Source organism: Rahnella sp. CG8 (assembly GCF_023701875.1).
Taxonomy (GTDB): domain Bacteria; phylum Pseudomonadota; class Gammaproteobacteria; order Enterobacterales; family Enterobacteriaceae; genus Rahnella; species Rahnella aceris.
This window is the reverse complement of the sequence record NZ_JABAED010000021.1, coordinates 16911-42684: the sequence shown is the minus strand read 5'-3', so window position 1 is coordinate 42684 and position 25774 is coordinate 16911. Positions and strand designations below refer to the sequence as shown.

Genomic DNA, 25774 nt, shown 5'->3' with positions numbered 1-25774 from the left:
ATGAAGATCGGACTTTTCTACGGTTCCAGCACCTGTTATACCGAAATGGCAGCGGAAAAAATCCGCGATATTTTGGGCGAAGAACTGGTTGATTTGCATAACATAAAAGATGTTGATCCCGACAGAATGGAAGATTACAACATCCTGATCCTGGGCATCCCGACATGGGATTTTGGCGAAATCCAGGAAGACTGGGAAGCGGTCTGGAATCAACTCCCAACGCTGAAACTACGCGGCAAAATCGTCGCCATGTACGGCATGGGCGACCAACTCGGCTACGGCGAATGGTTCCTTGACGCGCTCGGCATGCTTTATCATCAGCTGGTTCCCCTTGGTGTGCATTTCATTGGTTTCTGGCCGACAGAAGGCTTTGAGTTTACCAGCCCGAAACCGCTGAGTGCGGACGGCAAGCATTTCGTCGGGCTGGCTCTGGATGATGTGAACCAGTTCGATCTCACCGAAGAGCGCCTGCAACAATGGTGCGAACAGATCCTGCTGGAAATGGACGCCCTGCTTTAACGCAGCATAAGAACACGGCGTCAGCCTTCCATGGACATGCCCCTCTCAGCCCGGTTTTACCGGGCTACGCGGAGTGCCACTGAGCAATATCTGTCGCAACCGCCGCCACTCTTCCAGACTCATGCTGTCCGACGCCAGCCATAACCGCTGCCTTGAACTGCGCATCGCCTGCGCCAGCCCGCCTTTACGTTTTTCGCGACGAAGCGAGAGCAGTACGCCGTGGCTTATCATCCATACCGGCTGTTTAATCTGCCATTCATGGCCGCGCCATAAAAGACGGTTATCCTCGAGCAGGATCATTTCACCTGTGCGTGCTGTAATACGCCGCTGGCTGCGGATGCATTCAAACAACACCAGCAAAAGCAACGTCATCCATACCGGCCAGTAACCCGCAGGCCAGGGTGCCAGCAAAATCAGCAACATCACTGCACCGTAACATCCCAGTGAAATAAGCTGACTGCGCCAGGACACCCTGAGATCACATCGCCACAGGGCCACGGGCTTTGTTTCGAGTCTGAATAAGGGCGACCATACGCTGCAATTCGGTGTCTTTCGGTTCGCCGTGATTCATCAGCCAGTTGAACAGATCCGGATCATCACAGGTCAGCAAGCGGACAAATACTTCTTTATCGGTCTCGCTCAGCGAATCATATTCATATTCGAAGAACGGCATGATGGAGATATCCAGCTCGCGCATGCCACGACGGCAGGCCCAGTGAACGCGGGAACGATTATTAATATCCAGTTGGTTTTTGCTTTCCATAACAAGACTCTTTTTTAGGATACAGAATGAGAATTCTTTTATATAGAAAGCGATTCTAACAGCCCGTTGCGCAGGGGCGTAACTTTTCAGTGCCCTGTTTTGTCAATCTCTGTGATGTGCTGGAAAACCTGATGCAAACCTGTCGTTTGTCTTACATTCTCTGGAAGGCGTCCTGGAAAAGGCACCAATAACTGTTTTCAAAGCGGATGGGCTCTTTTACCATGGGGCATCAGTCACATTTCATTGACCGGGATTAGAAAATGGCTAACGAATTTCCCTTTCCACCGCAAAAACCTTCAGCGTCTTCGCACCTGCCGCTGACATTGATTTCACTGGAAGACTGGGCACTGGTGACCATGACCGGCGCAGACACCGTGAAATACCTGCAAGGCCAGGTCACTGCGGATGTCGATGCGCTGGCCGCCGATCAGCATATTCTCTGTGCGCACTGTGATGCGAAAGGGAAAATGTGGAGTAATTTGCGCCTGTTCAAGCGTGGCGATGGTATGGCGTTTATTGAACGCCGCAATTTGCGTGACACACAGCTTACAGAAATCAAAAAGTACGCCGTATTTTCTAAAGTGACGTTCACTGCCGATGATGATGTGGTGTTACTCGGTGTGGCAGGTTTTCAGGCCAGTGCTGCTCTGACCGGGCTTTTTTCAACCTTGCCAACGGCTGAACAGCAGGTCGTACAACAAGATGAAACCACACTGCTGCATTTCTCCCTGCCAGCCGAACGTTATCTGATTGTCACCAGCCCGGAAAAAGCCCGTCAGGTGGTGGAAGAACTGGGTGAACAGGCACAACGCAACGACAGCCAGCAATGGCTGGCGCTGGATATCGAAGCCGGGTTCCCGGTGATTGATACCGCCAACGCCGTGCAATTTATCCCGCAGGCCACCAATATTCATGCGCTCGATGGCATCAGCTTTACCAAAGGCTGCTACGCCGGGCAGGAAATGGTGGCGCGAGCAAAATACCGCGGTGCGAACAAACGTGCATTGTACTGGCTGGCAGGCAAAGCGAGCAAAGTGCCTGCCCCGGCGGACGATCTCGAACTGCAACTGGGTGAAAACTGGCGCCGGACCGGCACCGTTCTGGCAGCCGTTCAGCTCAGCGACGGCACGCTTTGGGTTCAGGCCGTGCTGAATAACGATCTGGAAGCCGATGCCAGTCTGCGGGTGCGCGATGACGCGACCAGCCAGTTGAGCATTCAGCCGCTGCCGTATTCGCTGGAAGAAAAGAAGTAACTTTCAACCTATTGCCGCCTTCCTGATATGAAGGCGGTGATTATAAATTTACTCGTGAAGGTGTTTGCCTTTCGCATTCAGCAAATCCACATACGCCTGATCCACCAGTTCCTGGCGGTCAATCCCCAACCTTTCCAGTAAGTCTTCTGCAATGACAATGCCCTGCTCAGGCGTTTCATCATCCGCAAGCACAACCTCGAATTCCAGATAATCGCCCAGCCCTTTTACCCTGTCGAGATGCAGACGGGTTTGTCCGATCATAAAAAGAGTCCTCTGTTTGATGACCCGTCCGGCAGCGCCATAGGCCAGCGTCAGAGTTTCGCGCAGACTGTCAGGATCATGCGTTTCTGAAAGTGTGTAGAAGCTGGTTTTCGGTCCCGCCTTGTCAGGACGCTGATAGAAAATCAGCTCGCCGCGATCAGGCGCTAATGTGCGCAATTTCAGGCGTCCGTGCGGACACACGAAAAAAGTGTCGTCCTGCTCAATGATGTCCGGCAATCCATCGGAAAGCAGCGCGATTTTTTCATACAGCGCAGAGAAATCATCTACTCTGGCTTTGATCTCAATGTTTCTGGCCATCTTTCACTCCTTAAAAGTTCATGCTTTTTATACTGATTCAATGAACATGGAGTGACCTTACAGTGACATTATGTTGAACCGCAAGGGAGTTTGATCTCGCGCGTTAAATCGCCAATCAGGTGCTGCAAAAACAGGTCAGGATGCTAACCTGAATTCAGTTTTTGGAAAATTGAGGGAACGATAATGACCAAAATAGTCACACTCACACTGGCACCTTCGCTCGACAGTGCCACTCTCACCCCTAAGATTTACCCGGAAGGTAAATTGCGTTGTACGGCCCCCGTGTTCGAACCCGGCGGCGGCGGTATTAATGTAGCGCGTGCCATTGTTTATCTGGGCGGCCAGGCTACCGCATTATTTCCGACGGGAGGCCCGACAGGTGCACATCTGGTTCAGTTGCTGCGCGACGAGGGGATCACCACAGACACACTGGAAACCCAGGACTGGACCCGCCAGAACCTGCACGTTCACACCGAAAATACCGGCGAACAGTATCGTTTCGTGATGCCGGGCGCGCGACTTACGGAGGCTGAATTTGCGGGCCTTAGCGCGAAAATCGAAAAGATCCCAGCCGGCTCAATACTGGTCATCAGCGGCAGTTTGCCACCGGGCACGCACATTACGGCACTGACAGAGTTAATCAGGAAAGCGCAGAAAGCCGGTTTACGCTGCATTCTTGACAGTTCGGGTGATGCACTGGCCGCAGGCCTGAAGCTCGGCGGGCTGGCGCTGGTCAAACCGAACCAGAATGAACTGGCCGCGCTGGTCGGGCATTCTCTGGAAAATCCGGGGGATGTTCTGGCTGCAGCTCAGCAAATTATCCGTGACGGTGGTGCTGAACGCGTGGTCGTTTCACTGGGGCCGCAGGGTGCGCTGGCCGTGGACGCGAACAGCTCATTCCAGGTTGTCCCGCCGCCGGTGAAAAAAATGAGTACCGTTGGCGCAGGTGACAGCATGGTCGGCGCGATGACCCTCAAACTGGCCGAAGGGGCTGATTTACTCGACATGGTTCGCTTTGGCGTGGCCGCCGGTAGCGCGGCAACACTCAATATCGGTACGCGTCTGTGCTCGGATAAAGATACTCAGCAAATTTATCAGTATCTGTGCCAGCAAACACCGGCTCATTAGGGCCAAACCCCGCTTCGTGAAGGCTCAGCACCTTCACGAAGCGAAAATTCTTTGTCACTCCTTCACGTATTTACCCTGATTAGCAGATAAACTCGCAGCATCGGGTGTTGCATGCACCTTTCACATCACGCCAGAAAAGGCCGGAGGCCAGAGTCCAGAATGATATGGATTATGCTTGCTGCAATTGTTGTGGTTTTTATTGTGGGTTATTGGTTTATGACAGCAGATACCCGTAAAGCGAATGATTCTCTCGCCAGTCTGTTGAAAATAAAGCCGGTTTATATCGATTCCATGTTGCTGGAAATGGGTAAACGTCAAAGCCAGATGTTTATCCGCTCAATCAGCGGTGGCTATGCTGAAGAAATCCGCAAAGCTGCTTATGTTGTTTTTATTTATCAGACGTTTATTAAAGATCCCTCGGAAGAGAATATCGTCCGCTGGCGAAACATTTTAGTGCGCGCGCATCTGCCGCCACAGTTAAGCAGCGAACACGCCGAGCTGGCGCTGTTCTATTTTGCCGAACTGGATATCGAACCCTTCGAGCTGGCGCAGTTTCGCCGCGACTACAACGAAACCTATAACCAAATCCATCTGGTTTAACGTTCCGGTTCGCCTCAGAAATGGCCCTTATTCGGGCCATTTTCTTTTCTGCTGCATTGAAAAAGCAATCTCAGTCAGGACAACCCCTCACACGGCGGGCAAAGTAAACGCCATGAAGGAGAGGAAATGAATCACGACAAAAGCCAGCTTTATCAGCGACGTTTTCAGCAGGTATTTACCTATATAGAACAGCATCTGGACAGTCCGATGACCGTGGAGCAACTAAGTGAAGTCGCCTGTTTCTCACGTTTTCACTTTCACCGGCAGTTCAGCCAGTTCTGTGGGGTCAGCGTCAGCCGCTACATCACGCTGATGCGCCTGAAACGCGCCTCGTTCCGGCTGGTACAAAACCCGCACGAGAAGGTGATTGGTATCGCGCTGGATGCCGGATTTGAAAATCCGGAGTCGTTTTCCCGTGCCTTCAGGAACACTTTTGGCCTGAGCCCCAGCGAGTTTCGCAAAAATCCTGTCTGGGTCGACTGGCATGTGCATTTTCAATTTCCCGGCAGGGAAAATCAGCAGAGGCTGGAAAATATGGAAGTCAAAATCATTGAAGTGGAACCCATGCAGGTCGCGGTGCTGGAACATCTCGGGGATCCGATGCGGGTGAGCAATACGGTCGCAACGTTTATCGAATGGCGCAAAGCTTCCGGGCTTTCGGATTACACACAGCGCGGCACTTACGGTATTCCGTATAACGATCCGCTGGTCACGCCGGGCGAGGAATTCCGCTTCGATGTCTGCGGCGAACTTAACCCGCAGGCTAATGGCACCGTGCCGGAAAATCCGCAGGGAGTGATCGGCAAAACGCTGCCGGGTGGACGTTGCGCGGTGGTTCGACACGTCGGAGCGTATGACCGGATAAGTGACAGTGTTTATTATCTTTATCGCGAATGGTTGCCGCACAGCGGAGAGGAATTACGGGATTTTCCGGTTTATTTCCGCTACCTGCATCTTGATCAGGAATTACCGGAGCATGCGCAGCAAACCGATATTTTGTTGCCGCTGAAATGAGATAAAAACCTGAGGAAACAGCGCTGGTGAAATCAGCGCTGTCTGTTTCTGTTCCGTCGCCGGATTATCTGAACACGTTGTCCAGATAGCTCGCCAGGATCTGGCGTGAACTGAAACCATGGCAAATGCCATAGTAAGTTTCATTGTCGCTGGAGACATCCAGCGGGAAATTCTTGTAGGCTTCACTGCTGCGAAACGATGCTGTGGGTTCAGCAAAACGCTCACTGCGCTCTTTCAGCGCCGGGTGTATTACCAGGGCAGTCCGGCCAAACCGCGCTTCCCGGTTTACATACACATAATGCTCGCCCCGGCGGTAACCGTAAGCTTTATCATCAATAAAATCACGTTCAAACCCTGAGGTTTCTAAAACACGTGCCACTTCATCTGGCCGTAAATACATGGTTGCTCCTCGCTTCTTTAACCGCAAGGCGACCTTACCGCAATAACTCTGCCAGACAATGCGTTTATCCCCGATTTCGGCGTATTTAGGATTTATCTAAATGCCTTAACCCTGCAATTTGAAGGGCTATTCAGCAGGAGATTGCCGCGAAGTTTTTACCCATAATCTGAGGGTCAGCAGCCAGGCAATCACCACCATAAATGCCGCCGCAAGATAAATAGACGGCGTCCCAAAATGCGAAATAATCAGCCCGGCTACCGGTCCGGTAATACCGAGCCCGAGATCCAGAAAGGCGGAATACAGCCCCAGCGCCGTGCCCTGATTTTGTGGCGGTACCTGTTTTACCGCTTCCACACCCAGCGCAGGGAAAATCAGCGAGAAGCCGGAACCGGTAAGAAAGGCGCCCAGTTGCACCGACAACGGATCGAGTCCCAGCCAGATCATCAGTAACCCTGCGACTTCAAACACAAAGGACACCAGTGAGACCCGCAGGCCGCCGAACCGGTTAATCATGTTGCCGAAGACGAGGCGCGCACCGACAAATCCGAGGCTGAATAAGGTGAGCGTGAATGCCGCGCCGCTCCAGCCTTTATCAGCGTAGTAAAGGGTAATAAAGGTGGCGATAACGCCGAACCCGATGGTGCCGAATCCCAGCCCGAGGCCATACAGCCAGATGCGCCCGACCACCGCTTTGAATGCAATCCGCTTACCGGCGGTGACGGAAATCGCGGCTTTCATGCTGGCCAGTATGGCGGCAAACGCGGCAGCGACGATAATCAGTACCGCCACCCCCATCAGCCCGTAAGCATGGTTGAGTAACACGCCGAGCGGCGCACCGACGGCCATTGCGCCGTAAGTCGCCACACCATTCCAGGAAATCACGCGTGCAGTATGTTTCGCGCCTACCGCACCAATTCCCCACAGCGTAGTTCCGGTGCTGCCGAAGCTTTCACCGACACCCAGAAAGATGCGGCCAACACAGAGCATCAGCAGACTCGCCAGCGGAAACGCCGAAAACCAAAACGCCATCGCGTAAAAAATACCGCTGATCCCGCAGCAAATAAGGCCAAAAATGACCACCCGTTTCGGGCCAAGGAGATCGGCATATCGCCCGGCGTGCGGCCGGCTGATGAGCGTCGAGAAATACTGAACACTGATCACCAGCCCCGCCAGCACCGAGTTATATCCCAGCGTGTTATGCACAAAGCCCGGCAACACCGCGAGCGGCAAACCAATGGTCAGATAAACAACGAAAGTGAACAGCATGAACGACAAAATGCGTTTGTTGAGCAGAGCGTTAGAACGCAATGTACTTAAAGACATGGGCGGACCCGAAAATGAGATCACTGAGAGTGGAATAAACAGTATAAACAGGTTTGGCCTTCAAAACGGGCTAAAAATGTTATCGGCTGTAACGCGGATTTTGTTTTGCAGAGAAATCTGAGCCGCATCACGCCAGCCCTCGTCCCACCTGACTTCTGACACAGTGCCATGGCCTGAAAAGGTCCGAAATCATAGACATTTGTCCTTAAAGAACCATCCGGTACAACATTATGGTCTATGCTTAATACAACAGTCACACAAGGAGAGACGGAATGTTTAAGAGAACAGATAAAGTAGAAAAAAATATCGATCAGGACGTAACCCTGCTGGCGGACACGCTGGATGAAGTGCTTCAGTCTGCAGGTGATAAATCCAAGGATGAATTGGATAAAATCCGCAGCAAAGCACAGGGTGTATTGCGTGAAACCCGTGCGCGTTTCAACAGCGAAAAATTAAGTCAGCAGGCACGCGATGCGGCGGCCACTGCCAATGATTATGTGAAAGATAATCCGTGGTATGGCGTCGGTGCCGGTGCCGCAATCGGTATTGTTATCGGTGTTCTTTTGGGACGCCGCTAACGTAAAAGGCAATTTGCGATGTTTCACTCCTGTGTCGGGAATATGGCTTAAAAACCTGAAACATCCGCGTGGCTCCCTCATTGCCGCGCGATTGCTAAAAAAAGACGACGGAGCCTCCGGGCTCCGTTTTCTATTTTTGGATCCCTTTAACGTTAAAAATGAACGCGAAAACTCTTTGACTGACAGGATTTAAACGTCCCCAGGTCACCTTTTTTATGTTGAGAAGATGCCTGCGTTTCATCGCCACGGCTGATGCTGATAGCTGACTCCGGCCATCAGGTTGCCAGACGTGAGCAGCCACTCATCGCGCGCCGGAGAATAGTCATATTCATCGCCATCATCCGAGCCGTTTTCCAGCTCCAGTACCTGCTGATAGCGGCGAATGCCGCACTGATCAGCGGCTGTTTTCAAGCACTGCCGCCAGCCGCTGCACCAGCCCGTCCGCCTGTTGCTGCGAACTGATATTCACAAATCCCATCAACAGGCCGTTCGGACGTAAAGCCTCGCCCCTCACGTGGCGCTCAACCTGCCAGTCGGACAGCGCCTGCACTGCCAGCCCCTGTTCACGGGCATTTGTGGCGATCAGCGCATCGTCCAGTGTGGCATTCAGTGTGGTGCAAAGCTGGATCCCGCCGACCTGCTGGCTCACACGTAATATGTCCGCCGGAAACGCCGCCGTCAGCGCCTTTTCCAGATAGCCGCGCCGCTCAGCGTAAAGCTGACGCATCCGTTTCAGATGCCGGTAGAAATGCCCCTGCTCGATAAATTCCGCGATACTGCTTTGCACCAAAGGCGGCGTTCCGCAAATTCGCAGCGGGCAATACGCTTCGATTTTTTCCACCAGACTGTCCGGCACCACGACATATCCACAGCGAAGCGCCGGAAACATCACTTTGCTGAATGTTCCCGCGTAAATCACCCTTCCCTGCGTATCGAGGCTTTTCAGCGAAGGCAAAGGCTGGCCGTGATAGCGGAACTCGCTGTCGTAATCATCTTCGATAATCCACGCCTGTTGCTGCGCTGCCCAATCCAGCAAGGCCATACGCCGCGCTAAACTCATGGTCACACCGGTCGGACTTTGATGAGCGGGCGTCACCACGGCAAATCGTGCGTTCGCAAACTGCGCCACCGCCTGCGGAACATTCATGCCTTCATCATCAACATTCACCGCCATCGGCGTGGCGCCGGCGGCACGGAAAAATGCCTGCGTGACCGGATAACCCGGGTCTTCCAGCCAGACGCCGTCGCCCGGTTGCAGCAGGCTGCCGATGATCAAATCCAGCACCGGCGCATAGCCGCCGCAAATAAATATCTGTTCAGGACGGCAGGTAAATCCGCGGGAAAGTTGCAGATAACGGGCGACGGCGTGGCGTAAAACGTCCGTCCCTGCCAGCGGCGGATGGCCTAAATCATTCATGCTGGTGTGACGAATTTGCCGTGAAACAATGCGCGACCAGATCGCACGCGGGAACGCATCCAGTGCCGGAAGCCCGAGCTGGAAAGGCAGGGAAGAAACGGAAGGTAACATCGGGTTGACGGGTTTACGCCCGGCATCTTCTCTGACCGGCGAGGGTGCGGGGGCGGATAAACTTTCCGGCGCGCTGACTACCGTTCCGGCCTGTGCGCGGCTTTGCAGAAAGCCTTCCGCCATCAGCAAGCCATAGGCATTTTCAACCGTGGCGCGTGCCACGCCGAGTTCGCTGGCCAGCGCCCGCACCGACGGCACACGGCTGCCGCGTTTAAGCTGTCCTGCCATGATCGCCTGTTTCACCCGCTGATAAATCTGCCGGTAAAGCGGTGCTTTGTGTCGGGGATCGAGATGAAAGGCAAGGTCGAAGCGGTTCATTCATGACCTGCTTAAAGAGACATTTTATGGCCCTGTAGTATAGACCATACGCAGCGTAAAGTAGCGGTCATTGAGACGCACCCTGCGTCGCTGTTTAGCCCGAAACGCCCAGAGGAAATCATCATGACTGCACTTCGCCTGCCTTACTATTCCCTGTCTTCTTCGGTGATGGAACCGATGAAAGCCGCGCTCGGCGCACTGGAAAACGGTCCGCTGGATAACGTGATTATCGAGCTGGCGTTCCTGCGTGTGTCACAAATTAACGGCTGCGCCTATTGCCTGGATATGCATTCCAAAGCGTTGCGTAAAATGGAAGTCGCGCAGACCAAACTGGATCAGCTGGCGGGCTGGCAGGTCAGCCACGTGTATTCTGAGCGTGAACGTGCCGCACTGGCGTGGGCCGAATCACTGACATTCGTTGCCGCTACCGGCGCACCGGACAACGCCTTTGAGCCGCTGAAAGCGCAATTCAGCGACGTGGAAATCTCGGAACTGACCTTCGCCATCGGTCTGATGAATGCGTTTAACCGCCTCGCGGTGGGTATGCGCCAGTAATTTGACCGCTTAAAAAACGAACTGAAAAAAGTTTTTCCTCGCCAGCCCGCTTCCTGCGGGCTTTGCCGCTTTTGCAATAAGCAAATTTAGAAAATCTACATATTGTGTGGTTGAAAATCCAAATCACTACATCTAGTATTCAGTTCATCGGGACGCCACGATGGCACCGACTCTCGCGCCTTTCCCCGGCTGAAGCAGCCGCACAGCGGTAAGGCAAAAATTGTCTCTGATTTCTTACAAGATGGAAATACGAATCATGAGCATTATTATTTACAGTAAACCAGACTGTGTCCAGTGCAACGCGACCTACCGTGCATTAGATAAACAAGGCATCGCTTACGAAGTTGTGGATTTGACTCAGGATGAGCAGGCGCTCGGCCAGGTTCGTGCGATGGGCTATCAGCAGGTTCCGGTGATTGTGGCCGGTGACGATCACTGGTCTGGTTTCCGTCCGGACAAAATCAGCGCCCTGCGCCAGCTCCAGAACGCGTTCTGAGGGCTGGCGGATGAATCCGTTGGTCTATTTTTCCAGCAGTTCAGAAAACACCCATCGTTTCGTCGGCAGAACAGGATTGCCGGCGATCCGTATCCCGGTAGATCGTCAGCCTGAAAAATTGCGTGTGGACTTACCGTATATTCTGGTGGTGCCGAGCTACGGCGGCGGTTCGGCCAAAGGCGCGGTGCCGACACAAGTGATCCGTTTTCTGAACGACGAACATAACCGTTCACTCATCCGCGGCGTTATCGCCGCCGGAAACACCAACTTCGGCGCAGCGTATTGTATTGCCGGCGATATTATTTCCCAAAAGTGTCAGGTGCCTTACCTGTACCGTTTTGAGTTGCTGGGAACGCCGGAAGACGTTGCAAAGGTCAGACAGGGAGTAACAGAATTTTGGCAGCGACAGAACTAGCAATCACCGACCCCGGCACCCGCGGCCCGGACTATCACGCGCTTAACGCGATGCTGAATCTGTTCGACGCTAACGGCCAGATCCAGTTTGATAAAGACCGCCTGGCCGCGCGCCAATACTTCCTGCAACACGTTAATCAGAACACGGTGTTTTTCCACAATCTGGCGGAGAAACTGCGTTATCTGGTGGAAGAAGGCTATTACGAAGCCGCCGTGCTGGATCAGTACGCTTTTGACGATATTAAAGCGTTATTCAAACAGGCTTACGCCAAAAAATTCCGCTTCCAGACGTTTCTGGGCGCGTTCAAGTATTACACCAGCTACACGCTGAAAACCTTCGACGGCAAACGCTACCTTGAACGTTATGAAGATCGCGTGTGCATGGTGGCATTGACGCTGGCGCGCGGCGACATTCAGCTCGCCGGGCATTTTGTCGATGAGATCATCTCCGGCCGTTTCCAGCCTGCCACGCCGACGTTCCTTAACTGCGGCAAAAAACAGCGCGGTGAGCTGGTGTCGTGCTTCCTGCTGCGCATTGAAGACAACATGGAATCCATCGGTCGCTCGGTGAACTCGGCGCTGCAACTTTCCAAACGCGGCGGCGGTGTGGCGTTTATGCTGACCAACATTCGTGAAGTGGGCGCGCCGATTAAGCGCATCGAAAATCAGTCTTCCGGCGTTATTCCGATCATGAAGATGCTGGAAGATGCCTTCTCTTACGCCAACCAGCTCGGTGCGCGCCAGGGCGCGGGGGCGGTCTATCTGAACGCCCATCACCCGGATATTCTGCGTTTCCTCGATACTAAGCGCGAAAACGCCGACGAAAAAATTCGTATTAAAACGCTGTCTCTGGGTGTGGTTATTCCGGATATCACGTTCGAACTGGCGAAGAATAATGAAGATATGTACCTGTTCTCGCCGTATCACGTGGAGAAAGTGTACGGCGTGCCGATGTCTGAAATCAGCATCAGCGAGAAATATCGCGAGATGGTGAATGACAAGCGCATTCATAAAAGCAAAATCAACGCGCGTGAATTCTTCCAGGTGCTGGCGGAAATTCAGTTCGAATCCGGCTACCCGTACATGATGTTTGAAGACACGGTTAACCGCGCCAATCCGATCAAAGGTCGCATCAATATGAGCAACCTGTGTTCGGAGATTTTGCAGGTGAATTCGCCGACGATCTACGGCGAAGACCTGTCTTATCAGGAAATTGGCAAAGACATTTCCTGTAACCTCGGTTCGCTGAATATCGCTTCGGCGATGGATTCACCGGATTTCGGCAATACTGTCGAAATGGCGGTTCGTGCGCTGACGGCGGTGTCTGACATGAGCCACATCCGCTCAGTGCCATCTATTGATCAGGGTAATCAGGATTCGCACGCCATCGGCCTCGGCCAGATGAATTTGCACGGTTACCTGTGCCGCGAGCGTATTTACTACGGTTCGGAAGAAGGTCTGGATTTCACCAATATCTATTTCTGCACCGTGGCTTTCCACGCGATCCGCGCATCGAACCAGATCGCCATCGAGCGCCAGCAGTCGTTTAAAGGCTTCAGCGATTCCACTTACGCCAGCGGCGCGTATTTCGACAAATATGTCGATGACGCACTGGCGGCGAAATGGCAGCCGAAAACAGAGCGCGTGCGCGAACTGTTTGCAGATGCCGGTATTGCCATTCCGACCACCGCAGACTGGGCGGCGCTGAAAGCCTCCGTGATGCAGCATGGCCTGTATAACCAGAATTTACAGGCGGTGCCGCCCACCGGTTCTATTTCCTACATCAATAATTCGACGTCGAGTATTCATCCGATTGTGTCCCGCGTAGAAATCCGCAAAGAGGGCAAAATTGGCCGTGTGTATTATCCGGCGGCGTTTATGACCAACGACAATCTGGATTACTACCAGGATGCCTATGAAATCGGCCCGGAAAAAATTATTGATACCTACGCCGAAGCCACGCAGCACGTCGATCAGGGGCTGTCGCTGACGCTGTTTTTCCGCGATACCGCCACCACGCGCGACATCAATAAAGCGCAGATTTACGCCTGGCGCAAAGGCATCAAAACCATTTATTACATCCGTCTGCGCCAGATGGCGCTGGAAGGCACCGAAGTTCAGGGCTGCGTTTCCTGCACGCTGTAACCGATTGAAAGGACTTAAAAGATGAGCGCAGTAAAACAATTGTTAGTGCCACAGCCGGTCAGCAAAGCCATCAACTGGAACAAAATCCAGGACGATAAAGATCTGGAAGTGTGGAACCGCCTGACGTCGAATTTCTGGTTGCCGGAAAAGGTGCCGTTGTCGAACGATATTCCGTCCTGGGCGACGCTCAGCGCAAAAGAGAAACAGTTGACGATCCGCGTGTTTACCGGCCTGACGCTGCTGGATACCGTGCAAAACGTGGTCGGCGCACCGACGCTAATGAAGGACGCGGTGACACCGCACGAAGAAGCGGTTTACTCGAATATCTGCTTTATGGAAGCGGTGCATGCGCGTTCTTACAGTTCGATTTTCTCGACGCTGTGCGCCACCGTGGACGTGGATGAAGCCTACCGCTGGAGTGAGGAAAACGTCGCGCTGCAAAACAAAGCCGCAATCATTTTGTCGTATTACGACGGCGAAGATCCGCTGATGAAGAAAGTCGCCAGCGTGTTCCTCGAATCGTTCCTGTTCTATTCCGGTTTCTATCTGCCGATGTACTGGTCGAGCCGCGCCAAGCTGACCAACACCGCCGATCTGATCCGTCTGATCATCCGCGATGAAGCGGTTCACGGTTACTACATCGGCTATAAATTCCAGAAAGCGCTGGCGCTGGAAAGCGAAGAGCGTCAGCGTCAGATCAAGGAGCAGGCGTTTGATCTGATTCAGGATTTGTACGATAACGAGATCCGCTACACCGAAGAACTTTACGACGGTGTAGGCTGGAGCGAAGACGTGAAGAAATTCCTGCATTACAACGCCAACAAAGCGCTGATGAATCTCGGCTACGAAGCCCTGTTCCCGGCCAGCATGGCGGATGTGAATCCGGCGATCCTTTCCGCATTATCGCCAAACGCCGACGAAAACCATGACTTCTTCTCCGGATCCGGTTCGTCATATGTGATCGGCAAAGCCGTCAACACCGAAGACGAGGACTGGGATTTCTAAACAGCTCCTTCCCCTCGTGAGAGGGGAAGGAGGAAAACGGATGTTGCCGTTATTTTTCTCAGCGTTAGTATAGAAACAGTGTTTCAAAACCCTACGCGATCAGAAAAAGGAAACATCATGACGCCCTATCAAGCCTCATCCTCCCGTTACGAAACCATGCAATTCCGCCGTTGCGGTCAGAGCGGTTTACAACTCCCTGCCCTTTCTCTTGGCCTGTGGCACAGCTTCGGCCATGTCAGTCCGCTGGAATCCCAGCGTGCATTGCTGCAAAAAGCCTTCGATTTAGGCATCACCCATTTTGATCTGGCGAATAACTACGGCCCGCCTCCGGGCTCTGCGGAAGAAAATTTTGGCCGTTTGCTGAAGCAGGATTTCGCGCCATATCGCGATGAACTGATCATCTCCACCAAAGCCGGTTACGACATGTGGCCAGGACCGTACGGTTCCGGCGGCTCGCGCAAATATCTGCTGGCCAGCCTCGATCAGAGCCTGCAACGCATGGGGCTGGATTACGTCGATATCTTCTATTCGCACCGGGTGGATGAAGAAACGCCGATGGAAGAAACCGCAGCGGCGCTGGCTTATGCGGTGCAAAGCGGTAAGGCATTGTATGTCGGGATCTCCTCTTACTCGCCGGAACGTACCCAGATCATGGCGGAGTTACTGCGTGAGCTGAAAGTACCGCTGCTGATCCATCAGCCGTCATACAATCTGCTGAACCGCTGGGTGGATAAGAGTGGTTTGCTGGATACGCTGGACCAAAATGGCGCAGGTTGCATCGCCTTTACGCCGCTGGCGCAGGGGTTGCTGACCGGCAAGTATCTCAACGGCATCCCTGACGGCTCGCGCATGCAGGTGGAAGGGAATAAGGTGCGCGGGCTGAACGCCCAAATGCTGTCAGAAGATAACCTGAACAGCCTGCGGTTGCTCAATGAGATGGCGCAGCAGCGCGGACAGACCATGGCGCAGATGGCGCTGAGCTGGCTGCTGAAAGACGATCGCGTGACGTCGGTGCTGATTGGTGCCAGCCGCCCTGAGCAACTGGATGAAAACGTGAAAGCGCTGGATAATCTGCGCTTCACCGCTGAAGAACTGACAGCGATTGATAAGCATGTGGCGGATGGTCAGCTGAATCTTTGGCAGGCTTCGTCAGATAAATAACCATCCAAAACAAACGGGCGGATCTCCTGAAAGGATCCGCCTTTTTTTTAGCTCATCAGTTCTAAACGACGTGCGGTTTCGTAATGATCAACCCAATACTGATTATCCAGTGATGAAATAGTGACGCCTTCAATTTTCGAGGCATGAATGAACTGATGATCCCCGACATACACGCCGACATGACGATCGCCCGGCGACGTTTTGAAAAACACTAAATCTCCCGGTTTCAGATTATTTTTACTCACTTTTCTGCCGTTCCTGATTTGCTGAAAGGTGGTTCTTGGCAGGCGTGTTTGCAGGGAATCATTAAACAGATGCTGCATCAGCGACGAGCAGTCCACGCCTTTGTGGGTGGTGCCCCCCCAGCGGTAATGCGTCCCCTTCCAGCGCGGATATTCCGCCAGCAGGGCGCTTTTAATATTGTCTGAGTTGCCCGTATTGACCGCAGTCACGGTGGACCCTTTTCCATTAAAAAGTTCGCTATGGAAAAATTTGTAGGTGTCCATAGACTCAAATTCTTTAGGCATATCAAAAGCAAAGGAGTGGATGCTAAACAAACCGGTAACGAGAAGCAGTAAGGCAGAAACAAGCGATTTAATACGGAACATGCGTGGATTCTTTCGTCAAAAAATAGTGCTCTTCCTTACGTGGGAACCTGCTCACGGGGCGGGTGACTCGTCTCTGAGTGCGCAAATAATAACCGCCGGACAATAAATAAGCAGGTTGAATTGAGTCCAAAATTGGACTGGGGATTTTTTCTCAGGAAAACCCACCCCTTAGGCTGAAGGGGTGGGTGAAGGTGTTATGAGAAGAACTTCGCCAGAACAAACAGGCCGACAGAAACGTTGATAGCTCCCCCGATACGGGTAGCGATTTGCGCGAAAGGCATCAGCGTCATGCGGTTGCCGGAGGTCAGAATCGCCACGTCGCCCGTGCCGCCCTGCCCGCTCTGGCAGCAGGAAACAATCGCCACATCGATAGGGTGCATGCCAATTTTCTTACCCACATAAAAACCGGTGCCGACCAGCGCCAGCACTGTGGTCACAATCACCAGCAGGTTCTGAAGGGTGAAAGCGTTGATCAGTTCCTGCCAGGGCGTGATCGCGACACCCACCGCGAACAACACCGGATAAGTTACCGCCGTACGAAAGAATTTATACACCGTCATCGAGCCGTGCTGAATAGTCGGCGAAACACCGTTCGCCAGTTTCACCAGCACCGCCGCAAACAGCATGCCGACCGGCGCTGGCAGGCCGATCCATTTCTGGCCGAGCATCCCGACCATGTACAGCAGGATGGCCAGCAGCGCACCACAGGCCAGCGCGTTGACGCCCGGATTGCCCTCAAATTCATCGGTGCCACTGCCCATCTGGCCTTTTTTCGACGGCATCAGTTGGCCTTCGCCGGTAAGATGCGGATAACGTTTACCAAGCTGGTTCAGCACGCCCGCCAGCACAATGGCCGTCAGGCCACCGAGCATAACAATCGGCAGAATGCGCCCAAGCGCCACGCCCTGCTCCATATGCAGGATGGTCGCGTAACCCATCGACAGCGGGATCGCACCTTCCCCGACACCGCCAGCCATGATCGGCAGGATCAGGAAGAAGAAGGTTTGCATTGGCGGTAAACCTAAAACAGTGCCCATCGCCATACCGGCAATCATGCCGACCACTTCGCCGCACAGCATCGGTACGAAAATACGCATAAAGCCCTGGATCAGCACCTGACGGTTCATGCTCATGATGCTGCCGACAATAATGCAGCAGATATAAAGGTAGAGAATATTGGTGGATTTATAGAATTTGACCGTGGAATCAACAACAACATCCGGCAGCAGGCCGTAATGCACCATCGCCGAAGGAATAAAAGTGGCACAAATCGCCGCGGCCCCCAGTTTACCCACCACAGGTAAGCGTTTACCCAACTCGCCACAGGCAAAACCGAAGAAGGCCAGCGTGGCGACCATCACCACGATGTCACTCGGCAACTTGCCATTCAGGCAATCGAGCAGGATCAGCACGCCCGCCAGCAGGAAAAAGGGCAGCGGGATAATGCCTATCTTGTAGTGATCAAGAATGTGCCACCATTTTTGTCTGGCCGAGAGGCCGGAGGTTTTCGTTTCTTTGACAGCGATGTAGGAATCGTCGGTTGTGCTCATGACATTGCCTCTTTCTTCTGAAGACTTTTCTTATTGATGGTCTGAGCATATGAAAACAGGCGGTCAGCCGGGTGTGAGGTTGTTCAAATTAAAACCGCAGGGATAAAGGTTGTTATGGTGTTTATGGTGTTAATGCACCCTGATTTATAAGGATTATAAGATTAGTAGTAAATCCCGCTATTAACCCTGTTATTACTGTGTGAAATAATCATTATTTTAATCTTCTGTTCACAACTCCGCTTCTCTGCGATTACGACTCACATTTCGCCGTGATAGGCTTATTGAATGTATATCTCAGGTTCGCCGTGCAGCAGGTCGTATGAAATTCAGGTTACCTTTTCAGGTAAAACTCTTTTTATCTCTGGTGGTATTTTCCTGCGTGTTGCTGGCACTGCTGGGGGCTATTTTATTTCATATTATTGACCGTCAGTTACATCATGATCTGGGCCAGCGTGCACGGGTTCAGGCCAGCGAGATCGCTCTGATGCCGGGGCTGGCGCAAAAGGTGCAGGCCCGCGATATCCCCGGCATCGCGAAACTAATCCAGCCATTACGCGATAAAAGTGACGCCAGTTATATCGTTATCGGCGATACCCGCGAGCTGCATCTTTATCATTCCGAATCCCCGGAGCGCATAGACCTGCCGATGATTGGCGGTGATAACGCCGGTGTGCTGGCCGGTAAAACCATTATTTCCGTACGTCAGGGCGGCATCGGCGTTTCATTGCGCAGCAAAGCCCCGATTCTGGATGCCAGTAATCAGGTGATCGGCATTGTCTCGGTCGGTTATCTCACCTCTTACATCGATAATATTAATGGCCGCCGTCTGGCGCAGGCCGGTTTATACGGTTTACTGCTTTTATTACTGCTGTTTATTTTTTCATGGATGTTCACCCGCAACGTTAAAAAACAGATGTTCTGGCTGGAACCCAAAGATATTGCCCTGCTGGTCCGCCAGCAAAAAGCGTTGCTGGAAGCCATGTATGAGGGCGTATTTGCGATCAACGCCGAAAGGCAACTGATTTCAATTAACCGGGCCGCACGCGAGTTACTGGATATCCGCCAGCCCGAAAACGAGCTACTGGGTAAACCGCTGGCGGAGGTGCTTCAGACGCCGCCCACGTTCTTTACGCAACGTGGTGTCAGTGAAAACAACAGTCAGCATGATCAGATTACGGTACTCAATCAGAGACAGGTGATCGTCAACCGCGTACCCATCGAACTTGAACCCGGTGCAGAAAGTGGCTGGGTATTCAGTTTCCGTGATAAAAACGACATTAATACGCTGAGCAGCCAGCTGAGTCAGGTAAAGCGCTATGCCGATAACCTTCGCATTATGCGCCATGAACAACTGAACTGGACTGCGACGCTGGCGGGCTTGCTGCAAATGCAGCGTTACGACGATGCAATGCGCTATATTCAGGCGCAGTCGGAAGGCGCGCAGGCCGTGCTGGATTTCGTCTCAGCACGCTTTACCTCGCCAGCACTTTGTGGCCTGCTGCTGGGGAAATACGTCAGTGCACGCGAAAAAGGTGTCGAGCTGAGTTTCGATCCCGCCTGTCAGCTCACCCGCATACCGGCAGCCATCAGTGAAACCGAACTGATGTCAGTGATTGGTAATTTGCTGGATAACGCCGTGGACGCCACACTGAAAGCACTGACGCCCCCGGCACCGGTCGAATTGTATATTTCCGACCGGAACCGGGAACTGCTGATTGAAGTCGCCGATCAGGGCAGCGGCGTGGAAGATGCACTCAAGCCGCACCTGTTTGAACAAGGCGTCACCAGCAAGCCCTCCAGCGGGCAGGACGCCACGGGTGCAGAACACGGTATCGGCCTGTATCTGGTGGCCGGTTATGTCCGTCAGGCGGGTGGCAGCATCGAAATCTCAGACAACACGCCGCAAGGTACAATATTTTCAGTCTTTATCCCGTATCCGGCAGAAGCGTTAACAGGACAGAACCATGAATAACAGCAGCGCACTCGATGTCGTGATTGTGGAAGATGAGCCACATCTGGCTGGTCTGCATCGTGATTTTATCGAGCAAAATTTCAACCTGCGCGTCGTCGGCATTGCGGCCACACTGGAGCAGACGCGTTCTCTGCTGCGCCTGCATCAGCCGCGTCTGATCTTACTCGATAACTATTTGCCGGATGGTCAGGGTGTCGATCTGATCGACAGCCCGTTGCTGAAAAGCTTCGATTGCTCGGTGATTTTCATTACCGCTGCCAGCGATATGCAAACCTGTAGCCAGGCCATGCGCAGCGGCGCGTTCGATTACATCATCAAGCCGGTGTCGTTCCATCGTCTGCGCAGTTCACTCGAGCGCTTTATGCAACTGGTGCAAACGCTGCGTAATGTGAAAGTGGTCGATCAGCGGGCCCTGGATAAGTTGTTCAATCTGCCAGCCACCGATACGCCGCCAGCCCCTTCTGCCAAAGGCATCGAGCCGAATACGCTCGAACTGGTTCAGCGGGTTTTCACGGCGAAACCCGACGTCAGCTGGTCGGTGGAACAGGTGGTTGAAGAGGTTGGGATCAGCAAAACGACCGGTCGCCGCTATCTGGAATATTGCGTGGAAATTGGCTTTATCGGCGTCGAGATGCAGTACGGAAATATCGGTCATCCGAGACGTCTGTATCGCAAAATAGCAGACGAAGAAAAATCCGTATCCTGAGGCCGAATTTCGGCCGTTTTGCGTGAAGAACTTCCCCCTCCCTGCCGGTGTCATCACCGGCGAATTTCCCGCATACCCCGCCTGTTCAGGTGATTATTTCATTACGTAGTCATCTTTCAGACAAGCGGTAAATTCACGGCTTTCACGCAAAGCTCAAATCTCTATTTACCCTTGCAAATCCCCTCCTCATAAAACGCATTAACTTCAGGGAAATACCTCAATAACTCCGTTCTAAAATCACACAAACAAAAAAGACAACAAATCCCATAAAATCAATAAATTACTTATATTTTTAGCGAAAGCATCCGTCGTGAAATTAGGCAAAAACCCAAAGTGCTCTTGCGGGATAAATTGTCATTAATTGTCAGTTTGAATTTACCGAAATTAAACACCGCAAATACAGATAAATACGTAACCAGAAACCCAATCATGAATATTCATCGGAAACATTGAGACTTGTCTCAGAATTTCGATGTGTTAGGGTATAACGCGTTCACTATTTCGTTACAGGCAAAATCCTATACGGTCCAACACAAAAATTAGACATCGAGCCGATACGGCTATTTATATCCAAGGAATGCACATTGCATGGCAATTAAAATCGAAGTAAAGAATCTTTATAAGGTATTTGGCGAAAACCCGGATCGCGCTTTCAAGATGATTGATGCAGGCAAGGGTAAAGAAGAGATTTTTGAGAAAACCGGTCTTTCACTTGGCGTTAAGAATGCCAGTCTGGCCATTGAAGAAGGCGAGATTTTCGTCATCATGGGGTTATCCGGTTCCGGTAAATCCACCATGGTACGCCTTCTCAATCGTCTGATAGAGCCCACCCGTGGCGAAGTCCTGATCGACGGCGAAGACATCGCCAAAATCTCAGAAGCAAAATTGCGCCAGGTGCGCCGCAGTAAAATCAGTATGGTATTTCAGTCCTTTGCGCTGATGCCACACCTGACCGTGTTGAATAACACCGCGTTTGGTATGGAGCTGGCTGGTGTGCCGGTCGAAGAGCGCAATACCAAAGCGCTTGACGCGCTGCGTCAGGTCGGGCTGGAAAACTATGCCAACTCTTATCCGGATGAATTGTCAGGCGGGATGCGCCAGCGTGTCGGTTTAGCGCGTGCTATGGCCAACAACCCTGACATTCTGCTCATGGATGAAGCCTTCTCTGCACTTGACCCGTTAATTCGTACCGAAATGCAGGATGAACTGGTGAAGCTGCAGGCTCAGCATCAGCGCACCATTGTGTTCATTTCTCATGATCTGGACGAAGCCATGCGTATTGGCGACCGCATCGCCATTATGCAGGGCGGCGAAGTGGTACAGGTCGGCACGCCGGAAGACATTCTTAATAATCCGGCCAACGACTATGTGCGCACGTTCTTCCGTGGTGTGGATATCAGTCAGGTCTTCAGTGCCAAAGACATTGCCCGCCGCCGTGGCGCGCTTATTCGTAAAACCCCCGGTTTTGGTCCACGTGCCGCTCTCAAGCTGCTCGAAGATGAAGACCGCGAATATGGTTATGTGCTTGAACGTGGACAGAAATTCATTGGCGTGGTGTCGATTGAATCCCTGAAAACCGCGCTCAAAACCAATCAGTCGCTGGAAAGCGCCTTGCTGGAATCTCCGGCAGCCGTGCAGGCAGACATGCCGCTCAGCGAACTGATTTCCCATGTCGCCGCCGCGCCTTGCGCTGTGCCGGTCGTCAATGAGGACAATAACTATATCGGCATTATTTCCAAAGCCATGCTGCTTCAGGCTCTGGACAAAGAAGGGGGTAACGAATGAGCACTTCAACCATAACGAACACCATTACACAGCACGCGCAGGCCTCTCAGGCCCAGGCTCTCGATCCTTCCGTGGATCCGTGGAGTGCCGATAACGCCAGTGGCGGTGTCGCGCCACAAGCTGACGCCGCCACCCATGCCGCGCCAGCCGATGCAGGCAGCAGTGATCCGTGGGGCGGCAGCAGCGATGCCGCAACCAGCACACCAGACGCGACGCACCATGCCGCCGCCCAGACCAACGACTGGCTGAGCGTCGCCCCGGAACAGCATCAGCATTTTAATATTCTCGATCCGTTTCACAGCACACTGATCCCGCTCGACCGCTGGGTGACGGAGGGGATCGACTGGCTGGTCGGTAACTTCCGCCCGGTATTTCAGGGGATCCGTGTTCCGGTCGATTTCGTCCTGAGCGGTTTCCAGCATGGTCTGGAATCCCTGCCAGCGCCGATTGCGATCCTGGTCTTCGCCCTGCTGGCCTGGCAGATGGCCGGTTTCGGCATGGGTGCTGCCACGCTGGTTTCGCTGGTGTTGATTGGCGCAATCGGTGCCTGGTCACAGGCAATGGTGACGCTGGCGCTGGTTCTGACCTCGCTGTTCTTCTGTATTCTGATCGGCCTGCCGCTCGGGATATGGCTGGCGCGCAGTCAGAGAGCGGCGAAAATTATCAGGCCGCTGCTTGATGCCATGCAAACCACACCGGCGTTCGTCTATCTGGTGCCGATCGTGATGCTGTTTGGTATCGGTAACGTGCCGGGCGTAGTGGTAACGATTATCTTCGCCCTGCCGCCGGTGGTGCGTCTGACCATTCTGGGTATCAATCAGGTGCCGGAAGACTTGATCGAAGCCGCGAAATCCTTTGGTTCCAGCCCGCGTCAGTTGCTGTTTAAAGTTCAGTTGCCGCTGGCGATGCCGACCATCATGGCCGGTATTAACCAGACGCTGATGCTGGCGCTGTCGATGGTGGTTATCGCCTCGATGATCGCCGTCGGTGGTCTGGGTCAGATGGTACTGCGCGGTATTGGTCGTCTGGATATGGGTCTGGCGTCAGTCGGTGGTGCGGGTATCGTTATTCTCGCCATTATCCTCGACCGTCTCACCCAGTCGATGGGACGCGACAGCCGCAGTAAAGGCGGTCACCGCTGGTTCACCCGCGGTCCTGTCGGTCTGGTGATGAAGCCTTTCACGAAGAAAGCCTGATTCACACACTGCATTTTTCCCGGCGGCTCGCTGCCGGGAACTCTCAAAAAGCTAAAACAACGCAGTCCACTCTTACGTATTCACAAGCAAGAATAAGGGTTCACCATGCGCACAACTCAGAATAAAACACAGATCAAAGCACTCATCCTCGCAGTATCCATGGCAACTCCCGCTGCTTTCGCTGCCGATTTACCGGGCAAAGGCGTGGTCGTCAAACCGTTGCAAAGTACCATCGCGGAAGAAGCCTTCCAGACAGAACTGGTTAACCGCGCGCTGGAAAAACTGGGCTATGACGTTCAGCAAACCGGCGAAGTGGATTACAACGTGGCGTATACCGCCATCGCCAGCGGCGATTCTACCTACATGGCGGTGAACTGGGAGCCGCTGCAAAAAGACATGTATAACACAGCCGGTGGCGACCAGAAATTCTACCGTCAGGGCACCTACATCAGCGGCGCAGCGCAGGGTTATCTGATCGATAAAAAAACCGCCGACAAATATCACATCCACGATTTGTCACAGCTGAAAGATCCGAAGATCGCCAAACTCTTTGACGCTGACGGCGACGGCAAAGCGGATATGGCGGGTTGTAATCCAGGCTGGGTCTGCGGCCAGGTGATCAACACCCAAATCAAAGCCTACGGTCTGAGCAATACCGTGACGCAAAACGAGGGGAACTATTCGGCGATTATCGCTGACACCCTCACCCGGTTTAAATCCGGTAAGCCGGTGTTGTACTTCACCTGGACGCCGTACTGGGTCAGCAACGAGATGAAACCGGGCAAAGACGTGGTCTGGCTGACTGTGCCGTTCTCGGCCAATCCGGGTTCGCAGAAAGATCTCGATACCACGCTGCCGAACGGCAAGAACTATGGTTTCCCGGTCAATAACGAACACATCGTGGCGAACAAAGCCTGGGCTGAGAAAAACCCGGCGGCCGCGAAACTGTTCGCCATCATGAAACTGCCACTGGCCGACGTGAATGCGCAGAACCTGCGGATGCATGAAGGTGAATCCTCATCAGAAGATATCCAGCAGCATGTTGATGGCTGGATCAAGGCGCATCAGGCGACCTTCGATGGCTGGATCAAAGAAGCTGCCGCCGCAGCAAAATAACGCATTATAAAAATCGAGGAATTTATGAAAAAGACAGGAATCTGGGCAGTTGCCGCCCTCACCACATTTGCAACAGCCACCACATTCGCCGCCGATCTGCCGGGTAAAGGCATCAGCGTGACACCCGTTCAGAGCACCATCAGCGAAGAGTCTTTTCAGACAGAACTGGTAAGCAAGGCGCTGGAGAAACTGGGCTATGACGTTCAGCCAACCCGCGAGGTCGATTACAACGTCGGCTACACCACCCTGGCTGCCGGTGATGCCACTTTCACCGCCGTCAACTGGTCGCCACTGCATGATGAAATGTACAAAGCCGCCGGTGGCGACAAAGTGTTTTACCGTGAAGGGACTTACGTGACCGGCGCGGCACAGGGCTGGCTGATCGATAAGAAAACCGCTGAGAAATACCACATCACTAATATCGAACAGCTGAAAGACCCGAAACTGGCCAAACTGTTTGATACCAACGGCGACGGCAAAGCCGATCTGACCGGTTGTACACCGGGCTGGGGCTGCGAAGCGGCGCTGAATGAACAGCTGAAAGCCTATGGTCTTGAACCGACCGTGACGCACAATCAGGGTAACTACTCTGCGATGATCGCTGACACCATCACGCGTTACAAAGAAGGTAAACCGATCTTCTATTACACCTGGACGCCGTACTGGGTGAGCAATGTGCTGATCCCGGGCAAAGACGTGCTGTGGATGCAGGTACCGTTCTCCGTGGTGCCAGGGGATAAAAACGCCGATACCAAACTGCCAAATGGCAAAAACTACGGTTTCCCGGTGAGCACTATGCACATCGTGGCGAACAAAGCCTGGGCTGAGAAAAACCCGGCGGCAGCAAAACTGTTTGCCATCATGAAACTGCCTCTGAAAGACATCAATGCGCAGAACGCCGCGATGCACGCGGGTAAAAATTCAGATGCGGATATCGCTGCACAGACCGACGGCTGGATCAAAGCCCATCAGGAAGAATTTGATGGCTGGGTAAAAGAAGCGGCTGCTGCGGCGAAATAACGCAGTCACAGACTCAGTAAGGCCAGCGGGCGGAGAGAGATC

Annotated in this window: 27 protein-coding genes; 18 read left to right on the top strand and 9 right to left on the bottom strand. The window is 53.1% G+C overall.

Going from position 1 to position 25774, the window contains the following annotated elements:
- Positions 1 to 519, top strand: coding sequence for a flavodoxin FldB (fldB, locus tag HGO41_RS18580; RefSeq protein ID WP_013574110.1), 519 nt, complete (start codon positions 1 to 3; stop codon positions 517 to 519).
- 45 nt (positions 520 to 564) lie between these two features.
- Here the strand turns inward: fldB and HGO41_RS18575 are convergent, their stop codons facing one another.
- Together HGO41_RS18575 and sdhE are read right to left on the bottom strand one after the other, a co-directional pair.
- Positions 565 to 1017, bottom strand: a complete 453-nt coding sequence (locus tag HGO41_RS18575; RefSeq protein ID WP_013574109.1) for a protein YgfX — start codon at positions 1015 to 1017, stop codon at positions 565 to 567.
- A complete protein-coding gene (gene sdhE / locus HGO41_RS18570; RefSeq protein WP_037035260.1) occupies positions 998 to 1264 on the bottom strand; it encodes an FAD assembly factor SdhE in 267 nt (88 codons plus the stop codon). Before sdhE ends, HGO41_RS18575 begins: the two co-directional genes overlap by 20 nt.
- 278 nt (positions 1265 to 1542) lie before the next feature.
- Here sdhE and ygfZ point away from each other — a divergent pair, with 278 nt between their 5' ends.
- Positions 1543 to 2535, top strand: a complete 993-nt coding sequence (gene ygfZ / locus HGO41_RS18565; RefSeq protein WP_112152336.1) for a tRNA-modifying protein YgfZ — start codon at positions 1543 to 1545, stop codon at positions 2533 to 2535.
- A gap of 48 nt (positions 2536 to 2583) precedes the next feature.
- Here the strand turns inward: ygfZ and HGO41_RS18560 are convergent, their stop codons facing one another.
- Positions 2584 to 3114: a class IV adenylate cyclase gene (locus tag HGO41_RS18560; protein ID WP_013574106.1), complete on the bottom strand. Its 531-nt coding sequence runs from the start codon at positions 3112 to 3114 to the stop codon at positions 2584 to 2586.
- A 183-nt stretch (positions 3115 to 3297) separates the two neighbouring features.
- Here HGO41_RS18560 and pfkB point away from each other — a divergent pair, with 183 nt between their 5' ends.
- The 3 genes from pfkB (at position 3298) to HGO41_RS18545 (ending at position 5856) form a co-directional block, all read left to right on the top strand.
- Positions 3298 to 4242 (top strand): 6-phosphofructokinase II, encoded by a 945-nt coding sequence (gene pfkB / locus HGO41_RS18555; RefSeq protein ID WP_112152335.1) that lies wholly within the window; start codon positions 3298 to 3300, stop codon positions 4240 to 4242.
- A gap of 159 nt (positions 4243 to 4401) precedes the next feature.
- A complete protein-coding gene (locus HGO41_RS18550; protein ID WP_013574104.1) occupies positions 4402 to 4842 on the top strand; it encodes a DUF1198 domain-containing protein in 441 nt (146 codons plus the stop codon).
- Between the two features lie 126 nt (positions 4843 to 4968).
- Positions 4969 to 5856, top strand: coding sequence for an AraC family transcriptional regulator (locus HGO41_RS18545; RefSeq protein WP_013574103.1), 888 nt, complete (start codon positions 4969 to 4971; stop codon positions 5854 to 5856).
- Positions 5857 to 5920: 64 nt separating this feature from the next.
- Here the strand turns inward: HGO41_RS18545 and HGO41_RS18540 are convergent, their stop codons facing one another.
- Complete coding sequence (locus tag HGO41_RS18540) at positions 5921 to 6256, bottom strand: DUF2002 family protein (RefSeq protein ID WP_013574102.1); 336 nt, start codon at positions 6254 to 6256, stop codon at positions 5921 to 5923.
- A gap of 126 nt (positions 6257 to 6382) precedes the next feature.
- Positions 6383 to 7579 (bottom strand): MFS transporter, encoded by a 1197-nt coding sequence (locus HGO41_RS18535; RefSeq protein WP_250981292.1) that lies wholly within the window; start codon positions 7577 to 7579, stop codon positions 6383 to 6385.
- Between the two features lie 272 nt (positions 7580 to 7851).
- Here HGO41_RS18535 and HGO41_RS18530 point away from each other — a divergent pair, with 272 nt between their 5' ends.
- On the top strand, positions 7852 to 8157 hold the full coding sequence (locus tag HGO41_RS18530; RefSeq protein ID WP_013574100.1) for an ElaB/YgaM/YqjD family protein: 306 nt from the start codon (positions 7852 to 7854) through the stop codon (positions 8155 to 8157).
- Positions 8158 to 8394: 237 nt separating this feature from the next.
- On the opposite strand, the gene HGO41_RS25945 is transcribed toward HGO41_RS18530, so the two are convergent.
- Together HGO41_RS25945 and pdxR are read right to left on the bottom strand one after the other, a co-directional pair.
- A complete protein-coding gene (locus HGO41_RS25945) occupies positions 8395 to 8568 on the bottom strand; it encodes a hypothetical protein (RefSeq protein ID WP_165497379.1) in 174 nt (57 codons plus the stop codon).
- Positions 8552 to 10003 carry a MocR-like pyridoxine biosynthesis transcription factor PdxR gene (pdxR, locus tag HGO41_RS18520; protein WP_112198035.1) on the bottom strand — a complete coding sequence of 484 codons (1452 nt, stop codon included), beginning with the start codon at positions 10001 to 10003 and terminating at the stop codon, positions 8552 to 8554. Before pdxR ends, HGO41_RS25945 begins: the two co-directional genes overlap by 17 nt.
- Positions 10004 to 10126: 123 nt before the next feature.
- Here pdxR and HGO41_RS18515 point away from each other — a divergent pair, with 123 nt between their 5' ends.
- The 6 genes from HGO41_RS18515 to mgrA all read left to right on the top strand — a co-directional run bounded on the left by HGO41_RS18515 (position 10127) and on the right by mgrA (position 15779).
- Entirely contained in the window at positions 10127 to 10558 is a 432-nt protein-coding gene (locus tag HGO41_RS18515; protein ID WP_013574098.1) for a carboxymuconolactone decarboxylase family protein, read from the top strand.
- A 256-nt stretch (positions 10559 to 10814) separates the two neighbouring features.
- Entirely contained in the window at positions 10815 to 11054 is a 240-nt protein-coding gene (gene nrdH, locus HGO41_RS18510) for a glutaredoxin-like protein NrdH (RefSeq protein WP_013574097.1), read from the top strand.
- Positions 11055 to 11064: 10 nt separating this feature from the next.
- On the top strand, positions 11065 to 11469 hold the full coding sequence (nrdI, locus tag HGO41_RS18505; protein WP_013574096.1) for a class Ib ribonucleoside-diphosphate reductase assembly flavoprotein NrdI: 405 nt from the start codon (positions 11065 to 11067) through the stop codon (positions 11467 to 11469).
- Positions 11451 to 13613: a class 1b ribonucleoside-diphosphate reductase subunit alpha gene (gene nrdE, locus HGO41_RS18500; protein ID WP_013574095.1), complete on the top strand. Its 2163-nt coding sequence runs from the start codon at positions 11451 to 11453 to the stop codon at positions 13611 to 13613. Before nrdI ends, nrdE begins: the two co-directional genes overlap by 19 nt.
- A 21-nt stretch (positions 13614 to 13634) precedes the next feature.
- The gene (nrdF, locus tag HGO41_RS18495) at positions 13635 to 14618 is read left to right on the top strand and encodes a class 1b ribonucleoside-diphosphate reductase subunit beta (protein ID WP_013574094.1); all 984 of its coding nucleotides are present in this window, start codon (positions 13635 to 13637) and stop codon (positions 14616 to 14618) included.
- Between the two features lie 117 nt (positions 14619 to 14735).
- On the top strand, positions 14736 to 15779 hold the full coding sequence (mgrA, locus tag HGO41_RS18490) for an L-glyceraldehyde 3-phosphate reductase (RefSeq protein WP_013574093.1): 1044 nt from the start codon (positions 14736 to 14738) through the stop codon (positions 15777 to 15779).
- Positions 15780 to 15826: 47 nt separating this feature from the next.
- Here the strand turns inward: mgrA and HGO41_RS18485 are convergent, their stop codons facing one another.
- Together HGO41_RS18485 and HGO41_RS18480 are read right to left on the bottom strand one after the other, a co-directional pair.
- Positions 15827 to 16231 (bottom strand): C40 family peptidase, encoded by a 405-nt coding sequence (locus HGO41_RS18485; protein ID WP_238321184.1) that lies wholly within the window; start codon positions 16229 to 16231, stop codon positions 15827 to 15829.
- A gap of 350 nt (positions 16232 to 16581) precedes the next feature.
- Complete coding sequence (locus tag HGO41_RS18480) at positions 16582 to 17937, bottom strand: 2-hydroxycarboxylate transporter family protein (protein WP_013574091.1); 1356 nt, start codon at positions 17935 to 17937, stop codon at positions 16582 to 16584.
- A 319-nt stretch (positions 17938 to 18256) separates the two neighbouring features.
- On the opposite strand from HGO41_RS18480, the gene HGO41_RS18475 reads away from it, so the two are divergent.
- The 6 genes from HGO41_RS18475 to proX (HGO41_RS18450) all read left to right on the top strand — a co-directional run bounded on the left by HGO41_RS18475 (position 18257) and on the right by proX (HGO41_RS18450) (position 25732).
- Positions 18257 to 19909: an ATP-binding protein gene (locus HGO41_RS18475; protein WP_119261267.1), complete on the top strand. Its 1653-nt coding sequence runs from the start codon at positions 18257 to 18259 to the stop codon at positions 19907 to 19909.
- A complete protein-coding gene (locus HGO41_RS18470; RefSeq protein ID WP_013574089.1) occupies positions 19902 to 20615 on the top strand; it encodes a response regulator in 714 nt (237 codons plus the stop codon). Before HGO41_RS18475 ends, HGO41_RS18470 begins: the two co-directional genes overlap by 8 nt.
- A 588-nt stretch (positions 20616 to 21203) precedes the next feature.
- Positions 21204 to 22400 carry a glycine betaine/L-proline ABC transporter ATP-binding protein ProV gene (gene proV, locus HGO41_RS18465; RefSeq protein WP_013574088.1) on the top strand — a complete coding sequence of 399 codons (1197 nt, stop codon included), beginning with the start codon at positions 21204 to 21206 and terminating at the stop codon, positions 22398 to 22400.
- Positions 22397 to 23596, top strand: coding sequence for a glycine betaine/L-proline ABC transporter permease ProW (gene proW / locus HGO41_RS18460; RefSeq protein WP_250981291.1), 1200 nt, complete (start codon positions 22397 to 22399; stop codon positions 23594 to 23596). Before proV ends, proW begins: the two co-directional genes overlap by 4 nt.
- Before the next feature lie 105 nt (positions 23597 to 23701).
- Positions 23702 to 24712 (top strand): glycine betaine/L-proline ABC transporter substrate-binding protein ProX, encoded by a 1011-nt coding sequence (gene proX / locus HGO41_RS18455; protein WP_112152327.1) that lies wholly within the window; start codon positions 23702 to 23704, stop codon positions 24710 to 24712.
- 24 nt (positions 24713 to 24736) lie between these two features.
- Complete coding sequence (gene proX / locus HGO41_RS18450) at positions 24737 to 25732, top strand: glycine betaine/L-proline ABC transporter substrate-binding protein ProX (RefSeq protein WP_013574085.1); 996 nt, start codon at positions 24737 to 24739, stop codon at positions 25730 to 25732.
- The last annotated feature ends 42 nt before the right edge of the window (positions 25733 to 25774 follow it).

What these genes read in the sequence shown, in the direction of transcription:
- mgrA (WP_013574093.1), top strand. Translation starts at nt 14,736, where the DNA reads ATGACGCCCTATCAAGCCTCATCCTCCCGTTACGAAACCATGCAATTC.
- HGO41_RS18530 (WP_013574100.1), top strand. Translation starts at nt 7,852, where the DNA reads ATGTTTAAGAGAACAGATAAAGTAGAAAAAAATATCGATCAGGACGTA.
- proW (WP_250981291.1), top strand. Translation starts at nt 22,397, where the DNA reads ATGAGCACTTCAACCATAACGAACACCATTACACAGCACGCGCAGGCC.
- HGO41_RS18470 (WP_013574089.1), top strand. Translation starts at nt 19,902, where the DNA reads ATGAATAACAGCAGCGCACTCGATGTCGTGATTGTGGAAGATGAGCCA.
- HGO41_RS18545 (WP_013574103.1), top strand. Translation starts at nt 4,969, where the DNA reads ATGAATCACGACAAAAGCCAGCTTTATCAGCGACGTTTTCAGCAGGTA.
- pdxR (WP_112198035.1), bottom strand. Translation starts at nt 10,003, where the DNA reads ATGAACCGCTTCGACCTTGCCTTTCATCTCGATCCCCGACACAAAGCA.
- HGO41_RS18515 (WP_013574098.1), top strand. Translation starts at nt 10,127, where the DNA reads ATGACTGCACTTCGCCTGCCTTACTATTCCCTGTCTTCTTCGGTGATG.
- nrdI (WP_013574096.1), top strand. Translation starts at nt 11,065, where the DNA reads ATGAATCCGTTGGTCTATTTTTCCAGCAGTTCAGAAAACACCCATCGT.
- fldB (WP_013574110.1), top strand. Translation starts at nt 1, where the DNA reads ATGAAGATCGGACTTTTCTACGGTTCCAGCACCTGTTATACCGAAATG.
- proV (WP_013574088.1), top strand. Translation starts at nt 21,204, where the DNA reads ATGGCAATTAAAATCGAAGTAAAGAATCTTTATAAGGTATTTGGCGAA.
- proX (WP_112152327.1), top strand. Translation starts at nt 23,702, where the DNA reads ATGCGCACAACTCAGAATAAAACACAGATCAAAGCACTCATCCTCGCA.
- HGO41_RS18560 (WP_013574106.1), bottom strand. Translation starts at nt 3,114, where the DNA reads ATGGCCAGAAACATTGAGATCAAAGCCAGAGTAGATGATTTCTCTGCG.
- proX (WP_013574085.1), top strand. Translation starts at nt 24,737, where the DNA reads ATGAAAAAGACAGGAATCTGGGCAGTTGCCGCCCTCACCACATTTGCA.
- HGO41_RS18475 (WP_119261267.1), top strand. Translation starts at nt 18,257, where the DNA reads ATGAAATTCAGGTTACCTTTTCAGGTAAAACTCTTTTTATCTCTGGTG.
- nrdF (WP_013574094.1), top strand. Translation starts at nt 13,635, where the DNA reads ATGAGCGCAGTAAAACAATTGTTAGTGCCACAGCCGGTCAGCAAAGCC.
- HGO41_RS18535 (WP_250981292.1), bottom strand. Translation starts at nt 7,579, where the DNA reads ATGTCTTTAAGTACATTGCGTTCTAACGCTCTGCTCAACAAACGCATT.
- HGO41_RS18480 (WP_013574091.1), bottom strand. Translation starts at nt 17,937, where the DNA reads ATGAGCACAACCGACGATTCCTACATCGCTGTCAAAGAAACGAAAACC.
- pfkB (WP_112152335.1), top strand. Translation starts at nt 3,298, where the DNA reads ATGACCAAAATAGTCACACTCACACTGGCACCTTCGCTCGACAGTGCC.
- nrdH (WP_013574097.1), top strand. Translation starts at nt 10,815, where the DNA reads ATGAGCATTATTATTTACAGTAAACCAGACTGTGTCCAGTGCAACGCG.
- ygfZ (WP_112152336.1), top strand. Translation starts at nt 1,543, where the DNA reads ATGGCTAACGAATTTCCCTTTCCACCGCAAAAACCTTCAGCGTCTTCG.
- HGO41_RS18540 (WP_013574102.1), bottom strand. Translation starts at nt 6,256, where the DNA reads ATGTATTTACGGCCAGATGAAGTGGCACGTGTTTTAGAAACCTCAGGG.
- HGO41_RS18550 (WP_013574104.1), top strand. Translation starts at nt 4,402, where the DNA reads ATGATATGGATTATGCTTGCTGCAATTGTTGTGGTTTTTATTGTGGGT.